The organism is Phenylobacterium sp., from assembly GCF_046290725.1.
GTDB lineage: Bacteria > Pseudomonadota > Alphaproteobacteria > Caulobacterales > Caulobacteraceae > Phenylobacterium.
The window spans coordinates 75,308-95,691 of record NZ_JBKBUH010000005.1 but is presented as its reverse complement, the minus strand read 5'-3'; the positions used below and the strand labels follow the sequence as shown (position 1 = coordinate 95,691).

At 67.9% G+C, this 20,384-nt stretch carries 19 protein-coding genes; 10 read left to right on the top strand and 9 right to left on the bottom strand.

Annotated elements, in window-relative coordinates; all coding sequences use genetic code 11:
• Positions 1-234: 234 nt before the first annotated feature.
• Positions 235-1,506, top strand: a complete 1,272-nt coding sequence (locus tag ACK41C_RS19985) for a bifunctional enoyl-CoA hydratase/phosphate acetyltransferase (protein WP_409658244.1) — start codon at positions 235-237, stop codon at positions 1,504-1,506.
• Positions 1,506-2,861: an acetate/propionate family kinase gene (locus ACK41C_RS19980; RefSeq protein ID WP_299004530.1), complete on the top strand. Its 1,356-nt coding sequence runs from the start codon at positions 1,506-1,508 to the stop codon at positions 2,859-2,861. The genes ACK41C_RS19985 and ACK41C_RS19980 overlap by 1 nt, the downstream gene beginning before the upstream one ends.
• On the opposite strand, the gene ACK41C_RS19975 is transcribed toward ACK41C_RS19980, so the two are convergent.
• The 4 genes from ACK41C_RS19975 to ACK41C_RS19960 all read right to left on the bottom strand — a co-directional run bounded on the left by ACK41C_RS19975 (position 2,858) and on the right by ACK41C_RS19960 (position 5,111).
• Positions 2,858-3,238: a DUF6491 family protein gene (locus tag ACK41C_RS19975; protein WP_066680660.1), complete on the bottom strand. Its 381-nt coding sequence runs from the start codon at positions 3,236-3,238 to the stop codon at positions 2,858-2,860. The two genes, ACK41C_RS19980 and ACK41C_RS19975, sit on opposite strands and share 4 nt — an antisense overlap.
• A 4-nt stretch (positions 3,239-3,242) precedes the next feature.
• Positions 3,243-3,971 (bottom strand): RNA polymerase subunit sigma-70, encoded by a 729-nt coding sequence (locus ACK41C_RS19970; protein ID WP_409658239.1) that lies wholly within the window; start codon positions 3,969-3,971, stop codon positions 3,243-3,245.
• On the bottom strand, positions 3,968-4,339 hold the full coding sequence (locus ACK41C_RS19965; RefSeq protein WP_231732259.1) for a DUF5335 domain-containing protein: 372 nt from the start codon (positions 4,337-4,339) through the stop codon (positions 3,968-3,970). Before ACK41C_RS19965 ends, ACK41C_RS19970 begins: the two co-directional genes overlap by 4 nt.
• 94 nt (positions 4,340-4,433) lie before the next feature.
• On the bottom strand, positions 4,434-5,111 hold the full coding sequence (locus ACK41C_RS19960; RefSeq protein WP_409658236.1) for a BON domain-containing protein: 678 nt from the start codon (positions 5,109-5,111) through the stop codon (positions 4,434-4,436).
• A 176-nt stretch (positions 5,112-5,287) separates the two neighbouring features.
• Here ACK41C_RS19960 and trxC point away from each other — a divergent pair, with 176 nt between their 5' ends.
• Positions 5,288-5,725, top strand: a complete 438-nt coding sequence (gene trxC / locus ACK41C_RS19955) for a thioredoxin TrxC (protein ID WP_409658233.1) — start codon at positions 5,288-5,290, stop codon at positions 5,723-5,725.
• Between the two features lie 18 nt (positions 5,726-5,743).
• On the opposite strand, the gene ACK41C_RS19950 is transcribed toward trxC, so the two are convergent.
• The 3 genes from ACK41C_RS19950 to ACK41C_RS19940 are packed head-to-tail and all read right to left on the bottom strand — an operon-like array spanning position 5,744 to position 8,810.
• Complete coding sequence (locus ACK41C_RS19950; protein ID WP_409658115.1) at positions 5,744-6,037, bottom strand: hypothetical protein; 294 nt, start codon at positions 6,035-6,037, stop codon at positions 5,744-5,746.
• A gap of 11 nt (positions 6,038-6,048) precedes the next feature.
• Positions 6,049-8,427 (bottom strand): endopeptidase La, encoded by a 2,379-nt coding sequence (gene lon, locus ACK41C_RS19945; protein WP_409658230.1) that lies wholly within the window; start codon positions 8,425-8,427, stop codon positions 6,049-6,051.
• Positions 8,424-8,810, bottom strand: a complete 387-nt coding sequence (locus ACK41C_RS19940) for an Hsp20/alpha crystallin family protein (RefSeq protein ID WP_291844210.1) — start codon at positions 8,808-8,810, stop codon at positions 8,424-8,426. The genes lon and ACK41C_RS19940 overlap by 4 nt, the downstream gene beginning before the upstream one ends.
• Positions 8,811-9,792: 982 nt before the next feature.
• Here ACK41C_RS19940 and ACK41C_RS19935 point away from each other — a divergent pair.
• From ACK41C_RS19935 to ACK41C_RS19920, 4 genes are all read left to right on the top strand, one after another.
• A complete protein-coding gene (locus ACK41C_RS19935) occupies positions 9,793-10,758 on the top strand; it encodes a S1C family serine protease (RefSeq protein WP_409658226.1) in 966 nt (321 codons plus the stop codon).
• A 277-nt stretch (positions 10,759-11,035) separates the two neighbouring features.
• Complete coding sequence (locus ACK41C_RS19930; RefSeq protein WP_082769783.1) at positions 11,036-12,088, top strand: TerC/Alx family metal homeostasis membrane protein; 1,053 nt, start codon at positions 11,036-11,038, stop codon at positions 12,086-12,088.
• 215 nt (positions 12,089-12,303) lie between these two features.
• A complete protein-coding gene (locus ACK41C_RS19925) occupies positions 12,304-12,804 on the top strand; it encodes a Dps family protein (RefSeq protein WP_082769784.1) in 501 nt (166 codons plus the stop codon).
• A gap of 125 nt (positions 12,805-12,929) precedes the next feature.
• Entirely contained in the window at positions 12,930-13,136 is a 207-nt protein-coding gene (locus tag ACK41C_RS19920; protein ID WP_409658221.1) for a hypothetical protein, read from the top strand.
• Positions 13,137-13,182: 46 nt separating this feature from the next.
• Here ACK41C_RS19920 and ppc read toward each other — a convergent pair whose 3' ends face one another.
• Positions 13,183-15,849: a phosphoenolpyruvate carboxylase gene (gene ppc, locus ACK41C_RS19915; protein WP_409658218.1), complete on the bottom strand. Its 2,667-nt coding sequence runs from the start codon at positions 15,847-15,849 to the stop codon at positions 13,183-13,185.
• Between the two features lie 80 nt (positions 15,850-15,929).
• Between ppc and ACK41C_RS19910 the strand changes: the two genes are divergently transcribed.
• Positions 15,930-17,312, top strand: coding sequence for a family 1 glycosylhydrolase (locus ACK41C_RS19910; protein WP_409658215.1), 1,383 nt, complete (start codon positions 15,930-15,932; stop codon positions 17,310-17,312).
• Here ACK41C_RS19910 and ACK41C_RS19905 read toward each other — a convergent pair.
• Positions 17,287-18,141 (bottom strand): SDR family oxidoreductase, encoded by an 855-nt coding sequence (locus ACK41C_RS19905; RefSeq protein WP_409658212.1) that lies wholly within the window; start codon positions 18,139-18,141, stop codon positions 17,287-17,289. The two genes, ACK41C_RS19910 and ACK41C_RS19905, sit on opposite strands and share 26 nt — an antisense overlap.
• A gap of 298 nt (positions 18,142-18,439) precedes the next feature.
• Here ACK41C_RS19905 and ACK41C_RS19900 point away from each other — a divergent pair, with 298 nt between their 5' ends.
• Together ACK41C_RS19900 and groL are read left to right on the top strand one after the other, a co-directional pair.
• Positions 18,440-18,733 carry a co-chaperone GroES gene (locus ACK41C_RS19900; RefSeq protein ID WP_409658209.1) on the top strand — a complete coding sequence of 98 codons (294 nt, stop codon included), beginning with the start codon at positions 18,440-18,442 and terminating at the stop codon, positions 18,731-18,733.
• An 18-nt stretch (positions 18,734-18,751) separates the two neighbouring features.
• Positions 18,752-20,371, top strand: a complete 1,620-nt coding sequence (gene groL, locus ACK41C_RS19895) for a chaperonin GroEL (protein WP_409658206.1) — start codon at positions 18,752-18,754, stop codon at positions 20,369-20,371.
• Positions 20,372-20,384 lie beyond the last annotated feature (13 nt).

Sequence of the window (20,384 nt, the reverse complement as noted above, 5' to 3'; positions counted from 1 at the left end):
GCCCCATGACATGCCGCGCGAGCCCCGTGCATCGATCAGCTCGCGGACGCCGCCGCGGCGTCGCCCAGGGCGGCGACCGCCTGCTCTTCGCCCAAACAGCGACTCGGCCCAGCCGCGGATCTTCGAAACGGGCGCTCAGGCGCCGAGGCGTCGCTCGAGATCTCGCCCATGCGGGTCTTGGTTCGTCCGCAGACAGGTTGCGCTCGAAGCGGCTGCGGCGAAAGGAGCTGCGCTATGATGCGGATTGAAATCGGCGGCGACGGGCCGCCAGACGACTCCGGATCCTGGCTGATGATCCGACGGTATCGCCGCCACCCAGGCTACGACTACTATGTGACCGCGTCCCGGTCCCTGGAAGCGCGGCTGCCGCAGCCGCTGCCAAGCGGTGGCCTGGGCTTCGCCACCTATGAGGCGGCGCATCTGTTCAGCCAGGGTCTCGCCGCCGCCCAGGTGGTGGATACTCTTTATGTGACGTTCACGCCGCCGGAGCATCCCGGCCATTGGCCGGCGCTTGCACTGCCGACGATCCACCCTTGCGATGCGGAAGACCAGCCGGAAGACATCGGGGTGGACGCCGACCCCCGCACCCCGGCGCCGGGCCAATGGCTGGACGACCTCCTCGCCCGATGCGCCGGAAAGCCCGCAGTGCCGACGGCTGTCGCCCACCCATGCGACGGCGCCGCCCTCGGTGCAGCCATGGAAGCGGCGGCGCGCGGCCTGATCGAGCCGCTCCTGGTCGGGCCCGAGGTCAAGATCCGCCGCGCGGCGGACGCGGCGGGCGTCGACCTCCCGGGGGTACAGATCATTCCCGAACCTCACAGCCACGCCGCAGCGGCGCAAGCCGTCGCCCTGGTGCGCGCCGGCCAGGCGCGCCTGCTCATGAAAGGCTCGTTGCCGACGGATGAGCTCATGCACGCCGTGCTGGACGAGGTGCGCGGCCTGCGCACCGAGCGCCGGGTGAGCCACATCTACATCGTCGAGGCGCCGACTTTTCCGCGGCCGCTCCTGGTCACCGACACCGCGATCAACATCGATCCGGATCTGGATGACAAGCGCGACATCGTCCTGAATGCGATCGACTTGGCGCATGCCCTGGGCTTGCGCACCCCGCGTGTGGCCGTGCTCTCTGCGGTCGAAACCGTCAAGTCGCAGCTACGCTCAACGCTGGACGCGGCCGCGCTCTGCAAGATGGCGGAGCGCGGCCAGATCACGGGCGCCTTGATCGATGGCCCTTTGGCGTTCGACAACGCCATCAGTCCTCAGGCCGCCGAGGCCAAGGCGATCCGCTCGCCGGTTGCGGGCCGGGCCGACATCCTCGTGGCGCCGGATCTGGTGTCCGGGAATCTGCTCGCCAAGCAGCTGATCTTCCTCGGCAAGGCCGCCGCCGCCGGCATTGCATTGGGCGCCCGCGTTCCCATCATTCTGACCAGCCGCGCAGACGCCGAACGCACCCGAGTTGCGTCCTGCGCTGTGGCGGCGGTGATGGCGAGTGCGGAAGGCGAGTGATGACCGGTTCCATCCTGAGCCTCAACGCCGGATCCTCCAGCCTGAAGTTCGGCCTTTACCGACGCCGCGGGCGCCGCCTGGTCGAGACCGTGCGGGGCGCGGCCGAGAACCTCTCGACCCAGGCGCACCTGGTCGGGCGCGACAGCAGCGGCGAAACGCTGATCAGCGCCGCCTGGACCCCTGGCCCGGAGGCGCCCGACCATGCGGGCGCGCTCGAACGGGTGTTGGCCTGGGTGGGGCGGCGGCCCGCGAAGGAACGGCCATCGGTCGTGGCGCACCGGATCGTCCATGGCGGCGAACGATCAGGGCCGACGGTCGTCACGCCTGGGATCGAGACCGAGCTTGAGGCGCTGGCGCCGCGCGCGCCGCTGCATCAACCGGCGGGCCTCGAATTGCTTCGCCTGGCGCGCAGCCGCCTGCCCCAGGCCACGCCGGTGGCCTGCTTCGACACCAGCTTCCACGCCACCATGCCCGAGTGCGCGCGCATTTTCGCCATCCCCCGCGAGATCAGCGCCAAGGGTGTGAGACGCTACGGATTCCATGGCGTTTCCTACGCTCACCTCGTCCGACGCCTGCGTCAGATCGACGCCGCGCTCGCGCCGGCGCGCATCGTCGCCGCCCACCTCGGAGCTGGTGCGAGCCTGTGCGCCGTGGCGGGCGGAAAAGGCATCGACACCACCATGGGCTTCAGCCCGCTGGATGGCCTGGTGATGGCGACGCGGTGCGGGAGCCTCGACCCTGGCGTCATCCTGCATCTGCTCAGCCACGGGGGTCTGACGCCGGAGGGCGTCGAGGCGCTACTTTACCGCCGCTCAGGCCTGCTTGGCGTCTCGGGCGTCTCGGGCGATCTTCGAGAACTCGTGCACAGCGATGCGGAAGCGGCTGCACTTGCGGTGGAACTCTTCGTCTATCGCGCCGTCCAGGCGATCGGGAGCATGGCGGCCACGCTCGGGGGTTTGGACGGGCTGGTGTTCACCGGCGGCGTCGGCGAGCACAACTCGGAGGTGAGGGCGCGCATTTGCCGCCGCCTTGCCTGGCTCGGCGTCGATCTCGACCCGCAGCTGAATGCTGCGGAGGGTGAACGGCGCATTGATTCGCGCGCGAGCAGCGTGGCGATCTGGGTGATCCCTACCAATGAGGAGGCCGAAATGGCGCGCCAAGCCGCCGACCTGCTCTGGCCACCCCTGTCAGGCGAGCCCCAAGCACCTGCGGCCGCGGAGCGGATCGACAGATTGCTGGATGAAGCGCTGGACGAGACATTCCCGGCCAGCGACCCGCCAACCCTCGTCCAGCCGCACGATCCGGACGGCCTCGAGCCGCCCAGCCGCGATCAAGGTCCAGCAGACACCGGCTAGGGCTTGGCCCCCTTCGGGAGCGCCGCCACCTCGGTTGGCGTCAATTTCCGAACGCTCTTCACCGGGCATTTCTGCGGCCCAATGGGCGACGGCGTCACGATCTCCGCGTCCAGACCCGAGCAGATCGTGGAGCCGCCGCGCGACACGAGAGCGATCTTCTGAGTCCAGTCCACATCCGGGCACGGTCCCATGAGCTCCAGTTGAAAATAGTCCTTAACCCCCACGCGCAGGTTCACAAGCCGGTCGCCCTGCGCGGCGAAACTATTGACCTGGTGGCTCCAGAAACACTGGCGAGCCGAGATCGGCTGCTGGGCGGCCGCCGATGTGACCGCTGCCACGCCCCCGACAACAGCAACGGCAAACGTTCTTACGACCATTAGCTTAGTCCTTGCGGCTGAGACAATCCGATGGGGAGATGGAGCGAGGTCGATGCCGAGTGGAACCTTTGACGCGCACCGGTGGCGACGGTTCCATGGTCACCGGGCGCTTGGCGCCTTCTGCCGCCAGCCGGCCTGCGGCCACCCGACGCTCAGCGCCCTGAAGCAAGCGCAGCGCCTGGTCGGGTGGAAGATTCATCACCATGGATACCGCCTTTAGACTGAACTGATGCTCGACGACCAAGACCAGGGCTTCGCGTTCCTGCCGGCTCAAGGCATAGGCGTCTGCTGCGTCCAGGTCCGCGGGCGTGACGTCATGCGCCGGGATCGTGTCCTCCCAACGCGAGGCGTCCAGCGCCTGCGCCTCCTCCTCGACTGCAGCCTCGAGCGAAACGCCAGCCAGCTTCCGGGCCCGTCGTTCGGAGCGGACGATCGACTCAAGCACCTTGAACTCCAGGCCCAACAGCCAAGCTCGCACCTCTAGCCCAGCGGGTTTGCGCGCGCGATCACGCCAGCCTCGCGCCAGGGTCTCGCCCACCAGCTCGTCAGCTGTCAGGTCCTGGGGTCGCAGATCGCCCACCGCGCGGCGGTAGCGCAGTTCGCGAGCCGCGGCGGCCAGGAGCTCGGGCAGGTGCGGCTCGACAGCGCGCCGGTAGGCGTCCTTGTCGCCGGCCAACACCCCGCGCCATGGCCCCGCCAGCAACGCGCCCGAACCCGTATCGGCGTCCGTCATGCAGCGCTCCCTTCCGGCGGGGGAAGGCTGAGCGGGCGTCTGAATTTGACGATATGCCGCTCGCCTGTACGCGTGTCGACAGCCAGGCTCTCCACCATGGCCCCTTCCCGCTGCGCGGTCAGTGCGGTCGGCGCCCGGATGATATGGTCGAGACCTTCGACGGCGACCTCCAGGATGTCGTCTTTCGGATCGTAAGCCACGCCGACCAGCGACACCCATTGCGCCTGAATCTGGTCGCCGAGCCCCAGGCTGGCCACCTCGATCTCGGCTTGAGCGCCTTCAAGTTGGCGGGTGAGTTGATCGCAGAACGCCTGCCATTGGCTCCTGGCGATGGTATGGTCAGACCAGTTCATGTTCGGCACCTCCATGGCTGTGCGCGTCTCCAAAGCTCATCCTTTTCAGTTCCTTGCCTTCCACGCCTGATCGCCCGCGCGACCATGTTTGGCGATGTCCGCGCGCAGGCTAGAGCGCCTGGGCTGCGAACGGCCAAGGATCGATCGTCAGTTCATTGCGGACCTCCGTGACACCGGGCGCCGACCAGGCTTGGCGTTCCGCCTCCTGCCGCTCCGCCCAAGAGCGGACATGACCCTTGAGAGTGACCTGGCTCCCATCGGCCTCGACGATCACATGCTGGGCGTCGACCTCGGCGCTCCGCAAGAAGGCTTCCTGGATCTTTTTTTTCAGGTCGATGGGCTGAACCTTGGGCTTGACAAGGATTGCATTGGCGACCGCGCGAACCCCTTTGATGTCGCGCACTGCGCGCTCAGCCCAATCCTTGAGGAACTTCCACTCCACATCGCCCTGCAGGCTGATGTCGCCGTTCTTGACCACAACCTTGATCCGCTCGGCGATGGTCGGCAAACTTCGCTTCAACGCTGCGACGGCGTCCCGGGCGATTTCGGGGTCAGGTCGTTGATCGACATCCGGCAGCCGAACGGCGATCTCATTGGCGATCGCCTGCACGCCTTTGATACGCTTGGCTGCAGCCTCAGCCGCATGATAGTCGGCGTAGCTATTGACGAACCCCGCCAGGGTGACGACACCATCCTTGACGCTCACTGCGATATCGTCATCGACGAGACCCGGCTCCCACGCCAACTGGGCCTCGACATCGCGTCGGACCTCCGAATCTCCACGCATTGCCCTGTACTCCTTAGCCACACATGTCGCTGCAGGCCGGCGTTCGCTCTCGCCGCCCCTTCCCTGAAAACTAGAGCGGCCGCGCGTCTGGACAAGACAGCCGCACGCGCGGCGTGGCTGGCGCGGCTTGGCGGACCGAACTAAGGTGTGATGCAGCCAAGACACGGGAGGATGAGATGGCCGAGAGACGCCGTGTTGTCTGTCCCAACTGCGACAGCACCAATAGCGTGCCTGCCGACCGGCCGGCCGACGCGGCCAAGTGCGGGCGCTGTCACGCCAAGCTCTTCCCGCACGCCCCCATCGAACTGAGCGGCGATCGGGCGCGCAAACACCTTCAAAACTCCGATGTCCCGGTGATCGTGGACTTCTGGGCGCCCTGGTGCGGGCCCTGCCGGGCCATGGCGCCGATCTTCGAGCGGGCCGCCCAGGCGCTCGAGCCCCGGGCCCGGTTCGTGAAGATCAATGTCGACGAGAACCCGGAGCTCGCCGCGCAGTACGGCGTCCAGGGCATTCCCGCGCTGTTCGCTTTCCAGAAGGGTCAGGTGGCGGCGCGCCAGTCCGGCGTGGCCGACCTGGGCGTCCTTCGCGGATGGGTGGAGCGCCTGGCGGCCTGATGGGTCGCTGGCGGCCTCCTACGGAAGGTTGATCCCGGGATAGAAGGGCCGCACCAGGATCGATTCATGCTGCACATAGATGGTCGGCACATGATGCTGTTCGGCCAGCTCCTGCGCTGCGTGCAGCGCCGTCTCTAGGCTGGCGTACCCAGGTCCGCCCGGGGGCAGGCGCCGGCCCACCTTCGGCTCGAGCGATGGGCTGACGTCGATGAAATACTCGAAAACGCGCGGACGACTGAGCCGGGTCACCACCAGAAACTCGCCCGCCTGGGGCAAGGCGTCGCCCGCTTTCAGTTTGACGACCTCGGCCATCGTCCTTCCTCCTAGCTCGCCGCCCGGACCTGCGTCTGGCGCACGTCCCCACGCCGCGGATCCAACCCCGCTTCGATCGCATCCTCGATCCGCTCCAGCCAGATCAGTTCGAGCGTTTGGCGCGTCTCCTCCGGAATGTCGCGCTCGTCGGCCCGGTTGCGCGCCGGCAGCAGCACCCGCCGAACGCCTGCCGTCGCAGCGGCCACGACCTTCTCCTTGATGCCGCCGACGGGCAGCACCAGGCCCCGCAGGCTGATCTCGCCGGTCATCGCCGTGTCGCTGCGCACGGTCCGCTCGGTCAGCAGCGAGATCAGCGCCATGGTCATGGCGACGCCGGCGCTCGGCCCATCCTTGGGCGTGGCGCCCGCCGGCACATGGATGTGGATGTCGCTCTCCTTGAAGAGCGACGGCGTGACGCCGAGCGCTTCAGCCCGGCTTTTCACCAGGCTGAGCGCGGTCTGGGCGCTCTCGCGCATGACCTCGCCGAGCTGGCCGGTCAGGATCAGGCGACCGTCGCCCGGGGTGCGGGTGGCCTCGATGAACAGGATCTCGCCGCCCACCGGGGTCCAGGCGAGGCCCGTGGCGACGCCGGGCACGCTGGTGCGCATCGCCACCTCGTTCTCCACCCGCGGCGGGCCCAGGATCGGTTCGAGGTTGGTCGGGCCGATGCGGACCGGCTCGGTGTGGCCTTCCGCGAATCGAACCGCCACGTGGCGCAACAGCCGCCCGATCTCCCGCTCCAGGGACCGCACGCCGGCCTCGCGCGTATAGCGCGCGATCAGGGTCTCCAGCGCCGCGGGCTCGATCTGGACCTGTTCGGCGGTCAGGCCGTTGGCCTCCAGCTGACGGCGGACGAGGTAGCGCTCGGCGATCTGCCGCTTCTCACCGGCCGTGTAGCCCGAGAGCTGGATGACCTCCATGCGGTCGCGGAGCGGACCGGGGATGGTGTCCAGCATGTTGGCCGTGGCGATGAAGACGACGCGGCTGAGGTCGAACGGAACGGCCAGGTAGTTGTCGCGAAAGGCGACGTTCTGCTCCGGATCGAGCACCTCGAGCAGGGCCGCCGACGGATCACCGTGGATGCCGGCGCTCATCTTGTCGATCTCGTCCAGCATCATGACGCAGTCGCGCCGGCCGGCCTTGCGGATCGCCTGGATGATGTTGCCCGGCAGGGCGCCGACGTAGGTGCGCCGATGGCCGCGGATCTCGGACTCGTCGTGCACCCCGCCAAGACTGACCCGCACGAACGGCCGATGCATGGCCCGCGCGATGGATTGCCCGAGGGAGGTCTTGCCGACGCCGGGCGGGCCGACAAAGCACAGGATCGGCGCCTTGCCTTCCGGCGCCAGTCGCCGGACCGCCAAGTGCTCGATGATCCGCTGCTTGATCTTCTCCAGCCCGAAGTGGTCCTCGTCCAGGATGAGGCGAGCTTCGGCTAAGTCGATGGGCGCGGCCTCAGGAACGCCCCAGGGCAGCTCCACCAGCCATTCGAGATAGGTGCGCACCATCCCGTACTCGGCCGCGGCTTCCTGGGTCCGGGCCAGCCGGCGCAGCTCCTTGCGCGCCTGCTGCACCACCTCCTCCGGCATATCGGCGTTCTCGATCGCCGCTTCGAGCTCGAACAGCTCCTCGCGTTCGCCTTCGCCCAGCTCGCGCTGGATCGCGGCCATCTGCTCGCGCAGCAGCGTCTCGCGCTGGCGCTCCCCGAGGGACTGGCGCGTGCGTTGGGCGATCTCGCTGGTCAGCCGCAGGACCTCGAGCCGTTGCGCGAGGAAGGCCGAGACTTTGTCGAGCCGCGCCTCAAGATCGATCGTCTCGAGGATCTGCTGCTTTTCCGGCGGCTGCAGGTCGAGGTAGGCGGCGACGAGGTCTGCAAGCGCCGCCGGCGAGCTGGCGCCTTCCACCGCCGCCACCAGCTCACCGGGCGGGGACTGCGGAAGCAGCTGCAGCGCCTCCAGCGCCTGGCTTCGCAGATGCAGGAAGCGCGCTTCGATCGCCGCGCCCTCGGCCTCCGGTTCAGGAATGCGGCGGCCGCGGGCGACGAGGAAGGGGAAGCCCTCCACCCATTCGTCGATCTCGAAACGCTCGACGCCCTGGCAGGCCACGTGCGGCGCCCCGTCGGGTCCTGTGACGTAGCGCAGGACGTTCGCCAAGGTCCCCATGCGATGCAGCGACTGTGGCCCTGGATCGGGCGCCTGGACGTCCTGCTGGAGGACGAGCACGAGGGGATGCTGTTCGCGCAGCGCCTGCTGGGCGGCCGCGACCGCGCTCGGGCGGTCGAGCACGATCGGGAACACGACGCCCGGGAAGATGACGTTGGACACTGGAACGACGACGACCGTGTCGTCCGGCAGGTTTCGCGCGCCGTTGATGGACTGCTCGCCGTTCATCGGTTCTGCCCTGCTTTGCGCAATGTGACTGTCAGACACCCATTCTCCGCCTGCCAGTCGATCCGGCCGTAGTGTCCGGCGGGGAGCGGCACCCGGCGGGCGAACTGGCCTTGCGGCAGCTCCATGTGATGGATCACCCCGCGGCGCATGCCCGGCGACGGATCGCGGCGCCCAGTGATCATCAGAGCGTCGCCGTCGATGAAGACTTGCACGCCGCTAGGATCGACTCCGGGAAGGGCCGCGACGATCTGCACGTCGCTGGCCGTCTCCAAGAGGTCGATCGGCGGTTCCCAGTAGGCGGTGCGCGGACTTGTGACGGGACGAAACGCCTCTCGGTGCAGCCGGTCGGCGCGAGCCAACATCTGAATGGCTTCCGACCACATCCAATCGCTCGCGCTTCGGTTCCCCATGGCTCCAGCTCTCCCGTACGACGACAAGCCTAACTCCGCCGCTCTACTGACGGAAACGACGAAACGCGGTAGCGACTGGTGGAGGAATGACCTCCGCGTCTCACAGCACCTGGCTGCAGGGTTCCCGTAAAATCTAGCCACAGAGCGCGTTCATCTGGTCTTGAGGCCCACAAGCGGCGCGAGCCCACCGAAGGTCGAAGCGAGCCAGCCCTGCGGCGGTTGAGGGACAATACCTTGATCGTTCGTGCCGCCGAGAGCTGATCCATCGCATGCCCCATCGCGGTCGGGATATCGGTCGGTCGAGTCCCCCGACGTGACAGCGCGGCCTGCACTGAGGGGACTCGACGACCTCAGGCGCGTCCCACGGGCGCCCGGACGCGCCGCAGCGCCAACGCCGGCGCGGACGACGGCATTCAAATTCCCTTGCCGCTTGGAACGCTGCAGATAACGAACTAGGTCGACCAGCCGGCCAAACAAGTAACAGCGCACGGGACTTAACTTGCCCGCTCGATCCCGATACGAGCGTGGTCGAGCGAGTAGCGCGGACCTTGTTGTTATCTCCACCACACCGGTTTGTCCGCCGGTGCGGCCGAAAATCAGGCATGCCTGCAGGCCGGCGCGTCTTGGGAAGTATCGATGCTGAAGCCGCTCCAAAGCGACCACGGGGAGATGCTACGCGTCGGGATAAAAGGCTGTCGATCGGCTTGGCTGAGGCGCCGCGCATCACGGCCCTTTGCGACGCTCCCCCCAAGCTGCTAACCCAAGCCCGACGATCTTGACGACTGGATCTCGCGCCGTGACGCCAAGAATTTGGAAGGTCCTCGCCCTCGCGCTCGCCCTATTGGCCGCGGCGCTCTTTGGGGCTTTGATCACGACTCACCGGTCGGTCGTAGGCCAAATGGGCCCCGCCGCTGGGCCGACGACGCGCACCAGCGCCCCAGACACTTTTGCTCCGGTGATCGAGCGCGTCGCCCCCGCCGTGGTGTCGATCTATGCCGAGGGTGCGCCGTCCCCGCCGATCCTGGTCGTTCCCGACCTGCCGTTCTTCCAGCCCGAGTTCATACCGCCCACCCGGCGCATGTCGTCCGGTTCCGGCTTCTTCATCAGCGCCGACGGCTATGTCTTGACCAATCACCATGTGGTCGAAGGCGCCGAGCGCGTCGAAGTCGTGCTGCACAACGAACGTCGCCTCAAGGCGCGGCTCATCGGCAGCGACCCGGCCACGGACCTAGCCGTGCTGAAGGTTTCTGGCGGACGCTTCAGCTATGTGGACTTGCAGCGCGCCGGCGCGCCGAAGGTCGGCGACTGGGTCATCGCCATCGGCAACCCCTTCGGTTTGGGCGCTACGGCGACCGCCGGGATTGTTTCGGCTTACGGCCGCGATCTGGGCTCGGCGTTCGTCGACTACGTGCAGATCGACGCGCCGATCAACCGCGGCAACTCGGGCGGACCCAGCTTCGACACGCAAGGGCGGCTCGTTGGCGTCAACACAGCCATCCTCTCGCCGTCCGGGGGCAATGTGGGGATCGGATTCGCCATCCCGGCTGAGACCGCGCGGTCGGTGTCCGGACGGCTGATAGCGCGGCGGCCGATCGAGCGCGGCTACATGGGCGCCGCCCTACAGGACATCAGCGCCGACGCGGCCGCCGCCCTTGGACTGCCAGAGGCCCGGGGCGCGTTGGTGGCCAGCGTCACCCCCGGCGGGCCGGCGGCGGTGGCGGGACTCAAGCCCGGTGACGCCATCCTCAAGGTGGACGGTCGCGACGCCGAGAACGCCGAGGCCGTCACGCGCGCCGTCACGCGCAAGCGTCCAGGCGATACGATAACCCTTGAGTTCTTCCGCCGCGGCCGGCGCTTGAACCTTGAGCTCATCCTGGTCGCGCGACCGCCTGAGGACCTGCTGCAGCGGCTCACCGAGTGACGCCCGCCCGGCTCGTCACTGCTCAGCGGGAAGGGAAGCGCGACGAGACAACATATTGCGCGGCGGCGCGCTCAACTCGAGAGCCAGGGCGCATTTGACACTCTCCCCTAGCCGGAGCGGCAAGGCCGGATGCGCGCGAGCTCACGACTTTGCGCCGGGCGCGCGAACTCGATGCGCAGCAAACGCTTGACCCGATCAATCGCAGCGCGGAAGCCGACTCCCGCAAGGCTCATAAGAGCGCGCGCATCGAGCGCGCGCAGCGGAAGCGAACGATGACATGACCTGGACCGCTGAATTTCTCGATAAGCCGTTGTGGCTGTGGGCCATCTTTTTGACCGTTGTGGTCTGCCTCCTCGCCTTCGACCTGGGCGTTCTGCATCGCAGAAGCCGCGAGATCCCGCTCAAAGAAAGCCTCTTCTTGAGCGCGGCCTACATCCTGGTGGCGATCGCTTTCGGGGTGTGGACCTGGGCGACGCTCGGCTCAGACGCCGGCGCGGCCTTCTTCAGCGGTTATCTGCTTGAGAAGAGCCTATCTCTCGACAACCTCTTTATCATCTCGGCCATCTTCGGCACGCTGATGGTGCCGCGGGAACTGCAGCATCGCGTGCTCTTCTGGGGCATACTGAGCGTGCTGGCCCTGCGAGCGCTGTTGATCGGCCTGGGCGCTGCGCTCGTGCACGAGTTCGCCTGGGTGCTGCCGTTGTTCGGCGCCTTCCTACTCTATGCAGGCTGGCGGCTCAGCCGCCCGCGTAGCCATACGTCCGAGGCGCTGACCCCCACCCCCTTATACCGGATCCTGGTCCGCCGGCTGCCGGTAACGGCGGACCTGCAGGGAAATCGGTTCTTCGTGCGCGGCGCCACGGGCCGCTGGACCGCCACTCCCCTGTTCCTGGCGCTTTTGCTCATCGAGCTCAGCGATGTCATGTTCGCCGTCGACAGCGTGCCGGCGATCTTCGCGGTCACCACGGACCCCTACTTGGTCTACACGTCGAACATCTTCGCCGTGCTCGGCCTTCGCGCCCTCTACTTCGCGCTTGCGGACGTCATCAACCGGCTGGAGCACCTGAGAACCGCGATGGGCTTACTGCTCGCGCTGGCCGGCGGGAAAATCTTCTACAACGCCCTCGTCGGGAAGATCGACCCATTGGTCTCGCTCGCTGTCACCCTGATCGTGCTATTCGGCGGGATGGGCTATTCCGTCTGGCGGACCCGCAGCGTCGCCAGGCCGGAGCCAGCACTCGGCACGACCGACCGAGCGGCGCAGCATACCCAGAGCGCGCGCTCCGACGGGCCGGAGACGATTGAAGAGGCCGCCGCGCGCCCTAGATAGAACCTCGCACGACAGATGACGCTGCGCCCCAACGGGCGGGTGAAACCCATCTGCCTGGCAGAGGATGAAGCTGAACCTTTGCGTCCCCGATGGCTGGCGCCGCTGCGACCGAGCGATGTGCGCCGGCTCGGCGGGCGGAGGGTTCCGTATTCCAACACCAAGGCCGCTGCGGCGCCGACCCTGCGCCGTCGCGGCCGCACCTTCAGAGGATGAACATGCTGACTGAAGAGATGTCCAAGACCGCGACGCAGCACGCCGACGCATCTACGGCTGGCCCCAGCGAGGTCGCCCTGGCGCTAGGCAAGCTGCTGGCCGACACGCACGCGCTCTATCTGAAGACGCACGGCTTCCATTGGAACGTCCGCGGCCCGCAGTTCCCCGCGCTGCATCAGCTGTTCGAGCAGCAGTACAAGGAGCTTTGGGGCTCGCTGGACGCGCTGGCCGAACGGATCCGCGCCCTCGGCGCCCTGGCGCCGCAAGGTCACACCTCCATGGCGAACCTCACAGGCGTAAAGGACGGCGATCCGCAATGGAGCGCCCAGGAGATGCTGCGCGATCTTCTCAAGGATCACGAGCAGACCTGCGGCGCCATCAAGGCCGCCATCCAGACCGCCGAAGGCGCGAGCGATGCGGCCACGGTAGACCTGCTGAACGATCGGCTTTCGGCCCACGAGAAGCACGCCTGGATGCTGCGCGCCACGCTGGCCACGAACTGAAGAAAAGGACCTTGCGCGTCACGGGCAGCGCCCTATTTACATTGACGCTGGGCGCCGTCTAAGGGCCTAGCGAACGATGCCTGCGGGATCCTCTCGCACCATATTGCTTCTTGGAGGATGTGGTCATGAGAAACGCAATCCGTGGACTGCGGCGCTGGCTCTCGGCCGAAGGGTCGGACCTGCGCCGACGGGAAGCTGAGGCGATCCGCGCGCTGGAGACGGCCGCTTTCCCAAAGATGGAGCGGACGCTCGACCGGGTCGGGATGATCGGCCTGCTCACGCTGGGCTTGGTCGCCGCCGCTGCAATGCTGGTCGCTCCCAATCTGAAGTAGCGCAAAGGCAGCCGCGCGCCCTCGAGGGGCCGCGGCTGTTCGTGCGCTAGCCGCTGTTGCGCAGTCCAGACGCGATGCCGTTCAGGGTCATCAGCAGCGCCTCGTGCAGCTTCAGATCGTCCTCCCCGGCCCGGCGGCGGCGGAGCAGCTCGACCTGCAGGTGGTTGAGGGGCTCGATGTAGGGCGCCCGGCCCTTGATGGCCTCGGCCAGCCGCGGCTCATGTTCCAACAGCTGCGTCTGTCCGGTGATCGCCAGCAGTCGGTCGACCGTCCGGTCCCATTCGGCCCGGATACGGCCGAAGATGGCGCCCCGGAGATCCACGTCGGCCACCAGCTCCGCATAGCGGGCGCCAATCGCGAGGTCAGCCTTGGCGAGCACCATCTCCATGTTCCGGAGCGTCGCGCGGAAAAACGGCCAGCCTCGCCACCAGGCCTTCAGTCGCTCGAGGTCCGCGTCCTGCGTGGCCGCGCCGAAGCCGTACCAGCCCGGCAGCATCACCCTCGCCTGCGACCAGGAGAACACCCACGGTATGGCGCGGAGACTCTCTATCGTCCGCGCCGCCTGACGGGCGACCGGGCGGCTGGCGATGTTGAGTTCGCTGAGCTCGGCGATCGGCGTCGACGAGAAGAAGAAGTCGGCGAATCCCGGCGTTTCGTAGACGAGCCCGCGATAGGCCGTGCGAGAGGCTTCTGCGATCGCATCCATCGCCTCGACGTCCGCCGCCGACATGTCCGCAGAGGCAGGACGCAGTGAGGCCGCGATCACGCCGCAGGCCAAGGTCTCCAGGCTGCGACGGGCGAGCGGAGCGTCGGCGTACTTGTTGGCGATCACCTCGCCCTGCTCCGTCAGCCGCATACGGCCCCGCAGCACGCCCGGCGGCTGCGCGACGATGGCTTCGAAGCTGGAGCCGCCGCCGCGGCCGACCGCCCCGCCCCGGCCGTGGAACAGCTGCAGGCGCACGCCCTTGGCGTCCGCGAGCGCCGCAAGCGCCGCGGACGTCCGATGCAACTGCCAGCTGGAGGTCAGATAGCTGCCGTCCTTGCTGGAATCCGAATAGCCGATCATCACCTCCTGGCGGGCGTTCGCGCCGCGCATCAGCCCCGCCACCAGCGGCGTCTCCAGATAGGCGGCGAGCACCTCGGGCGCGGCGCGCAGGTCGGCGATCGTTTCAAACAACGGCTCCACCGGCAGCGGCGCCGAGGGTTCGACGGGATCGAACAGCCCCGCCTCCTTCATCAGCACATAGGGCTCCAGCAGGTCCGAGACTGCGCCGGCGTTCGAGACGATGTAGGCGCCGAGCGCCGCGGGCCCGAACCGGGCGCGCGCCTCGGCTGCGGCCCGGAACACGCCCAATTCGCGCGCGGTCTCCTCGGAATAGCAGACAAGCGGCGACACGAGCGGGCGACGGTGCGCCAACTCGGCCAACAGGATTCGTCGCCGACCCGCCTCGTCCAAGGCGAGGTAGTCGTCACAGGCGCCGGCCTTCGCCAGGAGCTCGGCCACCACGCGTTCATGCACCGCCGCGTTCTGCCGAAGGTCCAGGCTGGCGAGATGGAAGCCAAACACACGCACGGCGCGGAGGAGCTTCGGCAGAGGCCCGCGGGCGAACGCCCGTGCGTTCGTCCGCCGCAGCGAGGACAGCAGGCGCTCCAGGTCCGCGACCAGCGCGTCGGGTGCCGAATAGGGGTCCGCACGCGCGGCGGCCAGGCGGGGGGCCGGCCGCCCGACCAAGGCCTGGTAGGTCGCCGCCAACCGCGCGGAGATGAGGGTCAGGGCCCGGCGGTAGGGCTCCCGGGCCTGGTGCGCCGGCGGGTCGGCAAGGCTGTCGGCGAACGCCTTCAACTCAGGGGTCGGCGGGGCCAGGTCCTCGGCGAGCGACAGGCTGACGCCGAGGCGATGCACCTCTTCGAGATAGTGGCCGAGCACCGCCTCGGCCTGGCGAGCAAGCGCACGGCGCAGAACCTCGCCGGTGACGAAGGGATTGCCGTCGCGGTCGCCGCCCACCCAGCTGCCGAGACGCAGGAAGCTGGGCAGCTCGGGGCCTAGCCGTCGCTCCCAGGCCTCGTAGAGGGCGGGAATGGCCGACAGCAGGCTCGCGCGCATCACCGCCACCGCATTGTCGACCTCGTCGTCGGGCGTCGGCTTGACGGTGCGCAAGAGGCGCGTGCCCCAGAGCAGGGCCGTTTCGCGCAGGAGGGTCTCCGACAGCGTCTCGGCGTCCGGGCCGCAGTCCGGATGCGCCAAGGCGCCGAGGGTCTCCCGCATGGCCTGGGCGTGCTCCAGCACGCTTCTGCGCCGCACTTCGCTCGGGTGGGCGGTGAACACCGGGACGATCAGACCCTCGCCGAGCAGCGCCCGCACCTCGTCTTCGGCGACGCCTTCTTTGGCGAGCGCATCCAGGACGTCGTCGAGCCGGATGGCGTCCTCGCTGAGGCTGGCGCGCCGCGCCTGCATGGCGTCCTCAGCCGCGTTGGCGGCCTGCAGGAAGCAGGCGAAGCCGTGCACGACCTTGAACGCCGCGTCCGCCGACAGCCCCTCAAGGAGCGCCGGCAACTCGCCCGTGGCGCCCTGGAAATGGCGGGCGACGGCGAGCCGCCGCACCGTCTCGATACGCTCGAAGGCGGCGGGGTCATCCTCACGGATGATCTGGCCGAGAAGCGCGCCGACTTCCTGGGTCGCGGCGCGCACGTGATCGGTCGCGGGCGCGGTCATGAACCACCTGTCTGGACCAGCGGCGAGAACCTTCGCCGCGAGGCCGTGTTTCCTGGCGCGGAGGCTTCCAGGACCGACCCATGACGCTGTTCATGTTCGCCACGGGGATCGAGAACTCCTACCCGACCATCGATCAGGGCCGGACCCGCGTGGATGAGATGGAGTCTTGCCGGCACTACGCTCGCTGGCAGGAAGACTTCGCCCTCGTGCAGGAGCTCGGGGTGCATTTTCTGCGCTACGGGCCGCCGCTCCACCGGGTGTGGCTCGGAGACGGCCGCTACGACTGGGAGTTCACCGACCAGGCGTTCGCCGAGCTCAAGCGGCGCGACATCGTTCCCATCGCCGACCTCTGCCACTTCGGCGTGCCGGACTGGATCGGCAACTTCCAGAACCCGGACTTCCCGGCGCTCTTCGCTCGCTACGCCGGCGACTTCGCCCGCAGATTCCCCTGGGTGCAGCTCTACACGCCGATCAACGAGATGTTCATCTGCGCCACCTTCTCGGCCAAGTACGGCTGGTGGAACGAGCAGATGACGACCGACCGCGGCTTCGTCACGGCCTTGAAGCACATCGCGCGGGCCAATGTGCTCGCCATGCAGGAGATCCTCGACGTTCGCCCCGACGCGCTGTTCGTGCAGAGCGAGTCCTCGGAATACTTCCACGCCGACAGTCCCGCAGCGATCGGCCCCGCCGAGTTCATGAACGCGGTCCGGTTCCTCGCCCTCGATCTCAACTACGGGATCCGGGTCAATTCCGAGATGTACCGGTACCTGATGGACAACGGCATGACCCCGGCCGAGTACGACTTCTTCATGCACGCGCGCCTGAAGTCCCACTGCATCCTCGGCAACGACTATTACGTCACCAACGAGCATCGGGTCTGGCCTGACGGCCACACGCGCGCCGCCGGCGAAGTCTTCGGCTACGACGAGATCACGCGGCAGTACTACGCCCGCTACCATCTGCCGGTGATGCACACCGAGACCAACTACCTGCAGGGCGAGCGGGGGGACGAAGCCGTCCTTTGGCTCTGGAAGGAGTGGGCCAACGTGCTGCGCATCCGCAACGATGGCGTGCCGATCGTGGGCTTCACCTGGTACTCGCTCACGGACCAGGTCGATTGGGACACCGCGCTTCGGGAGAAGAACGGCCGGGTGAACGCCCTGGGCCTCTATGATCTTGACCGCCGGATCCGGCCCGTCGGCCAGGCCTACAAGGAGTTGATCGCCGCCTGGCGCGACGTCCTCCCCACCCAGAGCATCTGCCTGCAGGTTCCCGTCACCCTGCCCAGCGAGTTCGAGGAAGGCTTCGTCCAAAGGCGCATGGCGCAGGCGCGCGAACGACGGCGCGCCCAGGGCCGCAACGGCGCCCTGCAGGGGACCGGCCGAAGCGACCGACGCAGCGCCCGCCTGCGCGCCGTTCATGCAGGGCGCCTCGTCACAGCATCGGGCGGCCGCCGGTGACGGCGATCGTCGCCCCCGAGACATAGCTCGCCTCATCGGACGCCAGCAGCACATGGGCCGGCGCCACCTCCTTTGGCTGGCCGGGCCGCTTCATGGGCGTGTTGGCCCCGAACTGCTTCACCTTCTCCGGGGGCATGGTGGCCGGGATCAGGGGCGTCCAGATCGGTCCGGGCGCAACGCAGTTCACGCGCACGCCGCGCTCGGCGAGCATCTGCGCGAGGCCGGCGGTGAAGTTCTGGATGGCGCCCTTGGTGGCGGCGTAGGGCAGCAGCGACGGGTTGGGATCGTCGGCGTTGATGGAGGTCGTGTTGATGATGGACGCGCCCGCCTGCAGATGCGGCAGCGCCGCCTTGGCCAAGTGGAACATGGCGTGGATGTTGACCTGGAAGGTGCGCGCCCAAGCCTCGTCGGTGATCTCCTGCAGGCTCGTGTAGGTCGCCTGCTCGGCGGCGTTGTTCACCAGAACGTCGAGCCGGCCGAGCGCCTCGACGGTCTTCTGGACCAGAGCGCGGCAATGGGCGGGTTCGGCGAGATCTCCCGGGAGCAGCACGGCGCGGCGCCCGGCCTCCTCCACCCAGCGCTGGGTCTCCTCGGCGTCATCGTGTTCATTGAGGTAGCTGATGGCGACGTCGGCGCCTTCGCGCGCGAATGCGATCGCCACCGCTCGGCCGATGCCGCTGTCTGCGCCGGTGATCAGCGCCACCTTGCCGGTCAGGCGACCCGAGCCCTTGTAGGAGGCCTCGCCGTGGTCGGGCGGCGGCTGCATCTCGGCCGTGTGGCCGGGCGGCGCTTGGGTCTGGTCGGGAAACGGCGGACGGGCCTCGGTCATGTTGCGCCTCCAGGACGTCGGGATCGGGCGAACAACGTGGGGCCGTCGTCCTCGGTTTCGGTCGCCCATCACTTGGCGAGATTGTCGAGGTGTTGCACTGAGATGCACGCTTCGACCGCCGGCAAGTAACGGCGCGCCGGGAGTACTCCAAACCGCAGGAACTTTGCCGGCTCCCCCACGTTACGCGCGCGTGGGGCAGGCCGGCCGACGGGTTCGGCTGCGCCCGCTCCCACTGGCTGAAAATCGAGGATCATCGTTGCGCCGCGCCGCCAGGCGCCGCGCAGCTGTGGAGGCTGGTATGACGTTTCGACCCCTCGGGGACCGCATCCTGGTCCGCCGCGTCGAGGAGGACGCCAAGACGCCGGGCGGGATCATCATCCCCGACACCGCCAAGGAGAAGCCGCAGCAGGGCGAAGTGCTGGCCGTCGGGCCCGGCGCCCGTGACAAGGACGGCCGCCGGATCGAACCGGAGCTCACGACCGGCCAGAAGGTGCTGTTCGGCAAGTGGTCCGGATCGGAGGTCCGCATCGACGGCGAGGACCTCCTGATCATGAAGGAAGGCGACGTGCTCGGCGTCCTCGACGCCGCCTGATGCAGGAGGGAGCTGATCATGGCTGCAAAAGAGATCCATTTCTCAACCGACGCCCGCGATCGGATGCTGCGCGGCGTTAACATCCTGGCGAACGCCGTGCGGGTGACCCTCGGCCCGAAAGGCCGCAACGTGGTCATCGAAAAGTCGTTTGGCGCGCCGCGCACGACCAAGGACGGCGTCAGCGTCGCCAAGGAGATCGAGCTCGAGGACAAGTTCGAAAACCTCGGCGCCCAGCTGCTGCGCGAAGTCGCCTCGAAGACCAACGACCAGGCCGGCGACGGCACGACGACGGCGACCGTGCTTGCGCAAGCCATCGTCCAGGAGGGCTTGAAGTCGGTGGCCGCCGGCATGAACCCGATGGACCTGAAGCGCGGCGTGGACAAGGCCGTCGCCGCCGTTGTGGAGGAAATCCGATCCACCTCCAAGAAGGTCTCCTCCAACGAGGAGATCGCCCAGATCGGCACCATCTCGGCCAATGGCGAGCGCGAGATCGGCGCGATGATCGCCCAGGCCATGGAGCGCGTCGGCAATGAGGGCGTGATCACGGTCGAGGAGGCCAAGGGGCTCGAGATGGAGCTCGAGGTGGTCGAAGGCATGCAGTTCGACCGCGGCTACGTCTCGCCGTACTTCGTCACCAACCCCGATCGCATGGAGACGGTGCTCGAAGACGCCCTGGTGCTCATCTTCGAGAAGAAGCTGACCACCCTGCAGGCGCTCATCCCGCTGCTCGAGCAAGTGGTGCAATCCGGCAAGCCGCTTCTGGTCATCGCCGAGGACATCGAGGGCGAGGTGCTGGCCACGCTGGTGGTGAACAAGCTACGCGGCGGCCTCCGCGTGGCGGCGGTCAAGGCTCCGGGCTTCGGCGACCGCCGCAAGGCCATGCTGGAGGACATCGCAATCCTCACCGGCGGCCAGTTCATCAGCGAGGATCTCGGGGTGAAGCTGGAGAACGTGACCCTCGACCAGCTCGGCCGCGCCAAGAAGGTGATCATCACCAAGGACGACACCACCCTCGTCGAGGGGGCGGGCGAGAAGGCGGACATCCAGGGCCGCATCGCCCAGATTCGCCGCCAGATCGAGGACACCACCTCCGACTACGACAAGGAGAAGCTGCAGGAGCGGTTGGCCAAGCTCGCCGGCGGCGTCGCGGTGATCCGGGTCGGCGGCGCGACCGAAGTCGAGGTGAAGGAGAAGAAGGACCGCGTCGACGACGCCATGCACGCCACCCGCGCGGCGGTGGAAGAAGGCATCGTCCCGGGCGGCGGCGTGGCGCTGCTGCGGGCCAGCAAGGTCCTGGAAGGCCTGAACGGCGCCAACGACGACCAGAACGCCGGGATCGCCATCGTTCGTCGAGCCCTCCAGGCGCCGATCCGGCAAATCGCCGAGAACGCCGGGGTCGAGGGCTCGATCGTCGTCGGCAAGATCCTGGAGAACGCCTCCCCAACGTTCGGCTTCAACGCCCAGACCGAGGAGTATGTCGACTTGGTTCAGGCGGGCGTCATCGACCCGGCTAAGGTGGTCCGCACCGCCTTGCAGGACGCCGCCTCCGTGGCAGGCCTGCTGATCACGACGGAAGCCGCGATCGCCGAAGCGCCGAAGAAGCCCGAGGCGGGGGCCAATTCCGCGATGGCGGCCTGACGCCCGAGGTCAG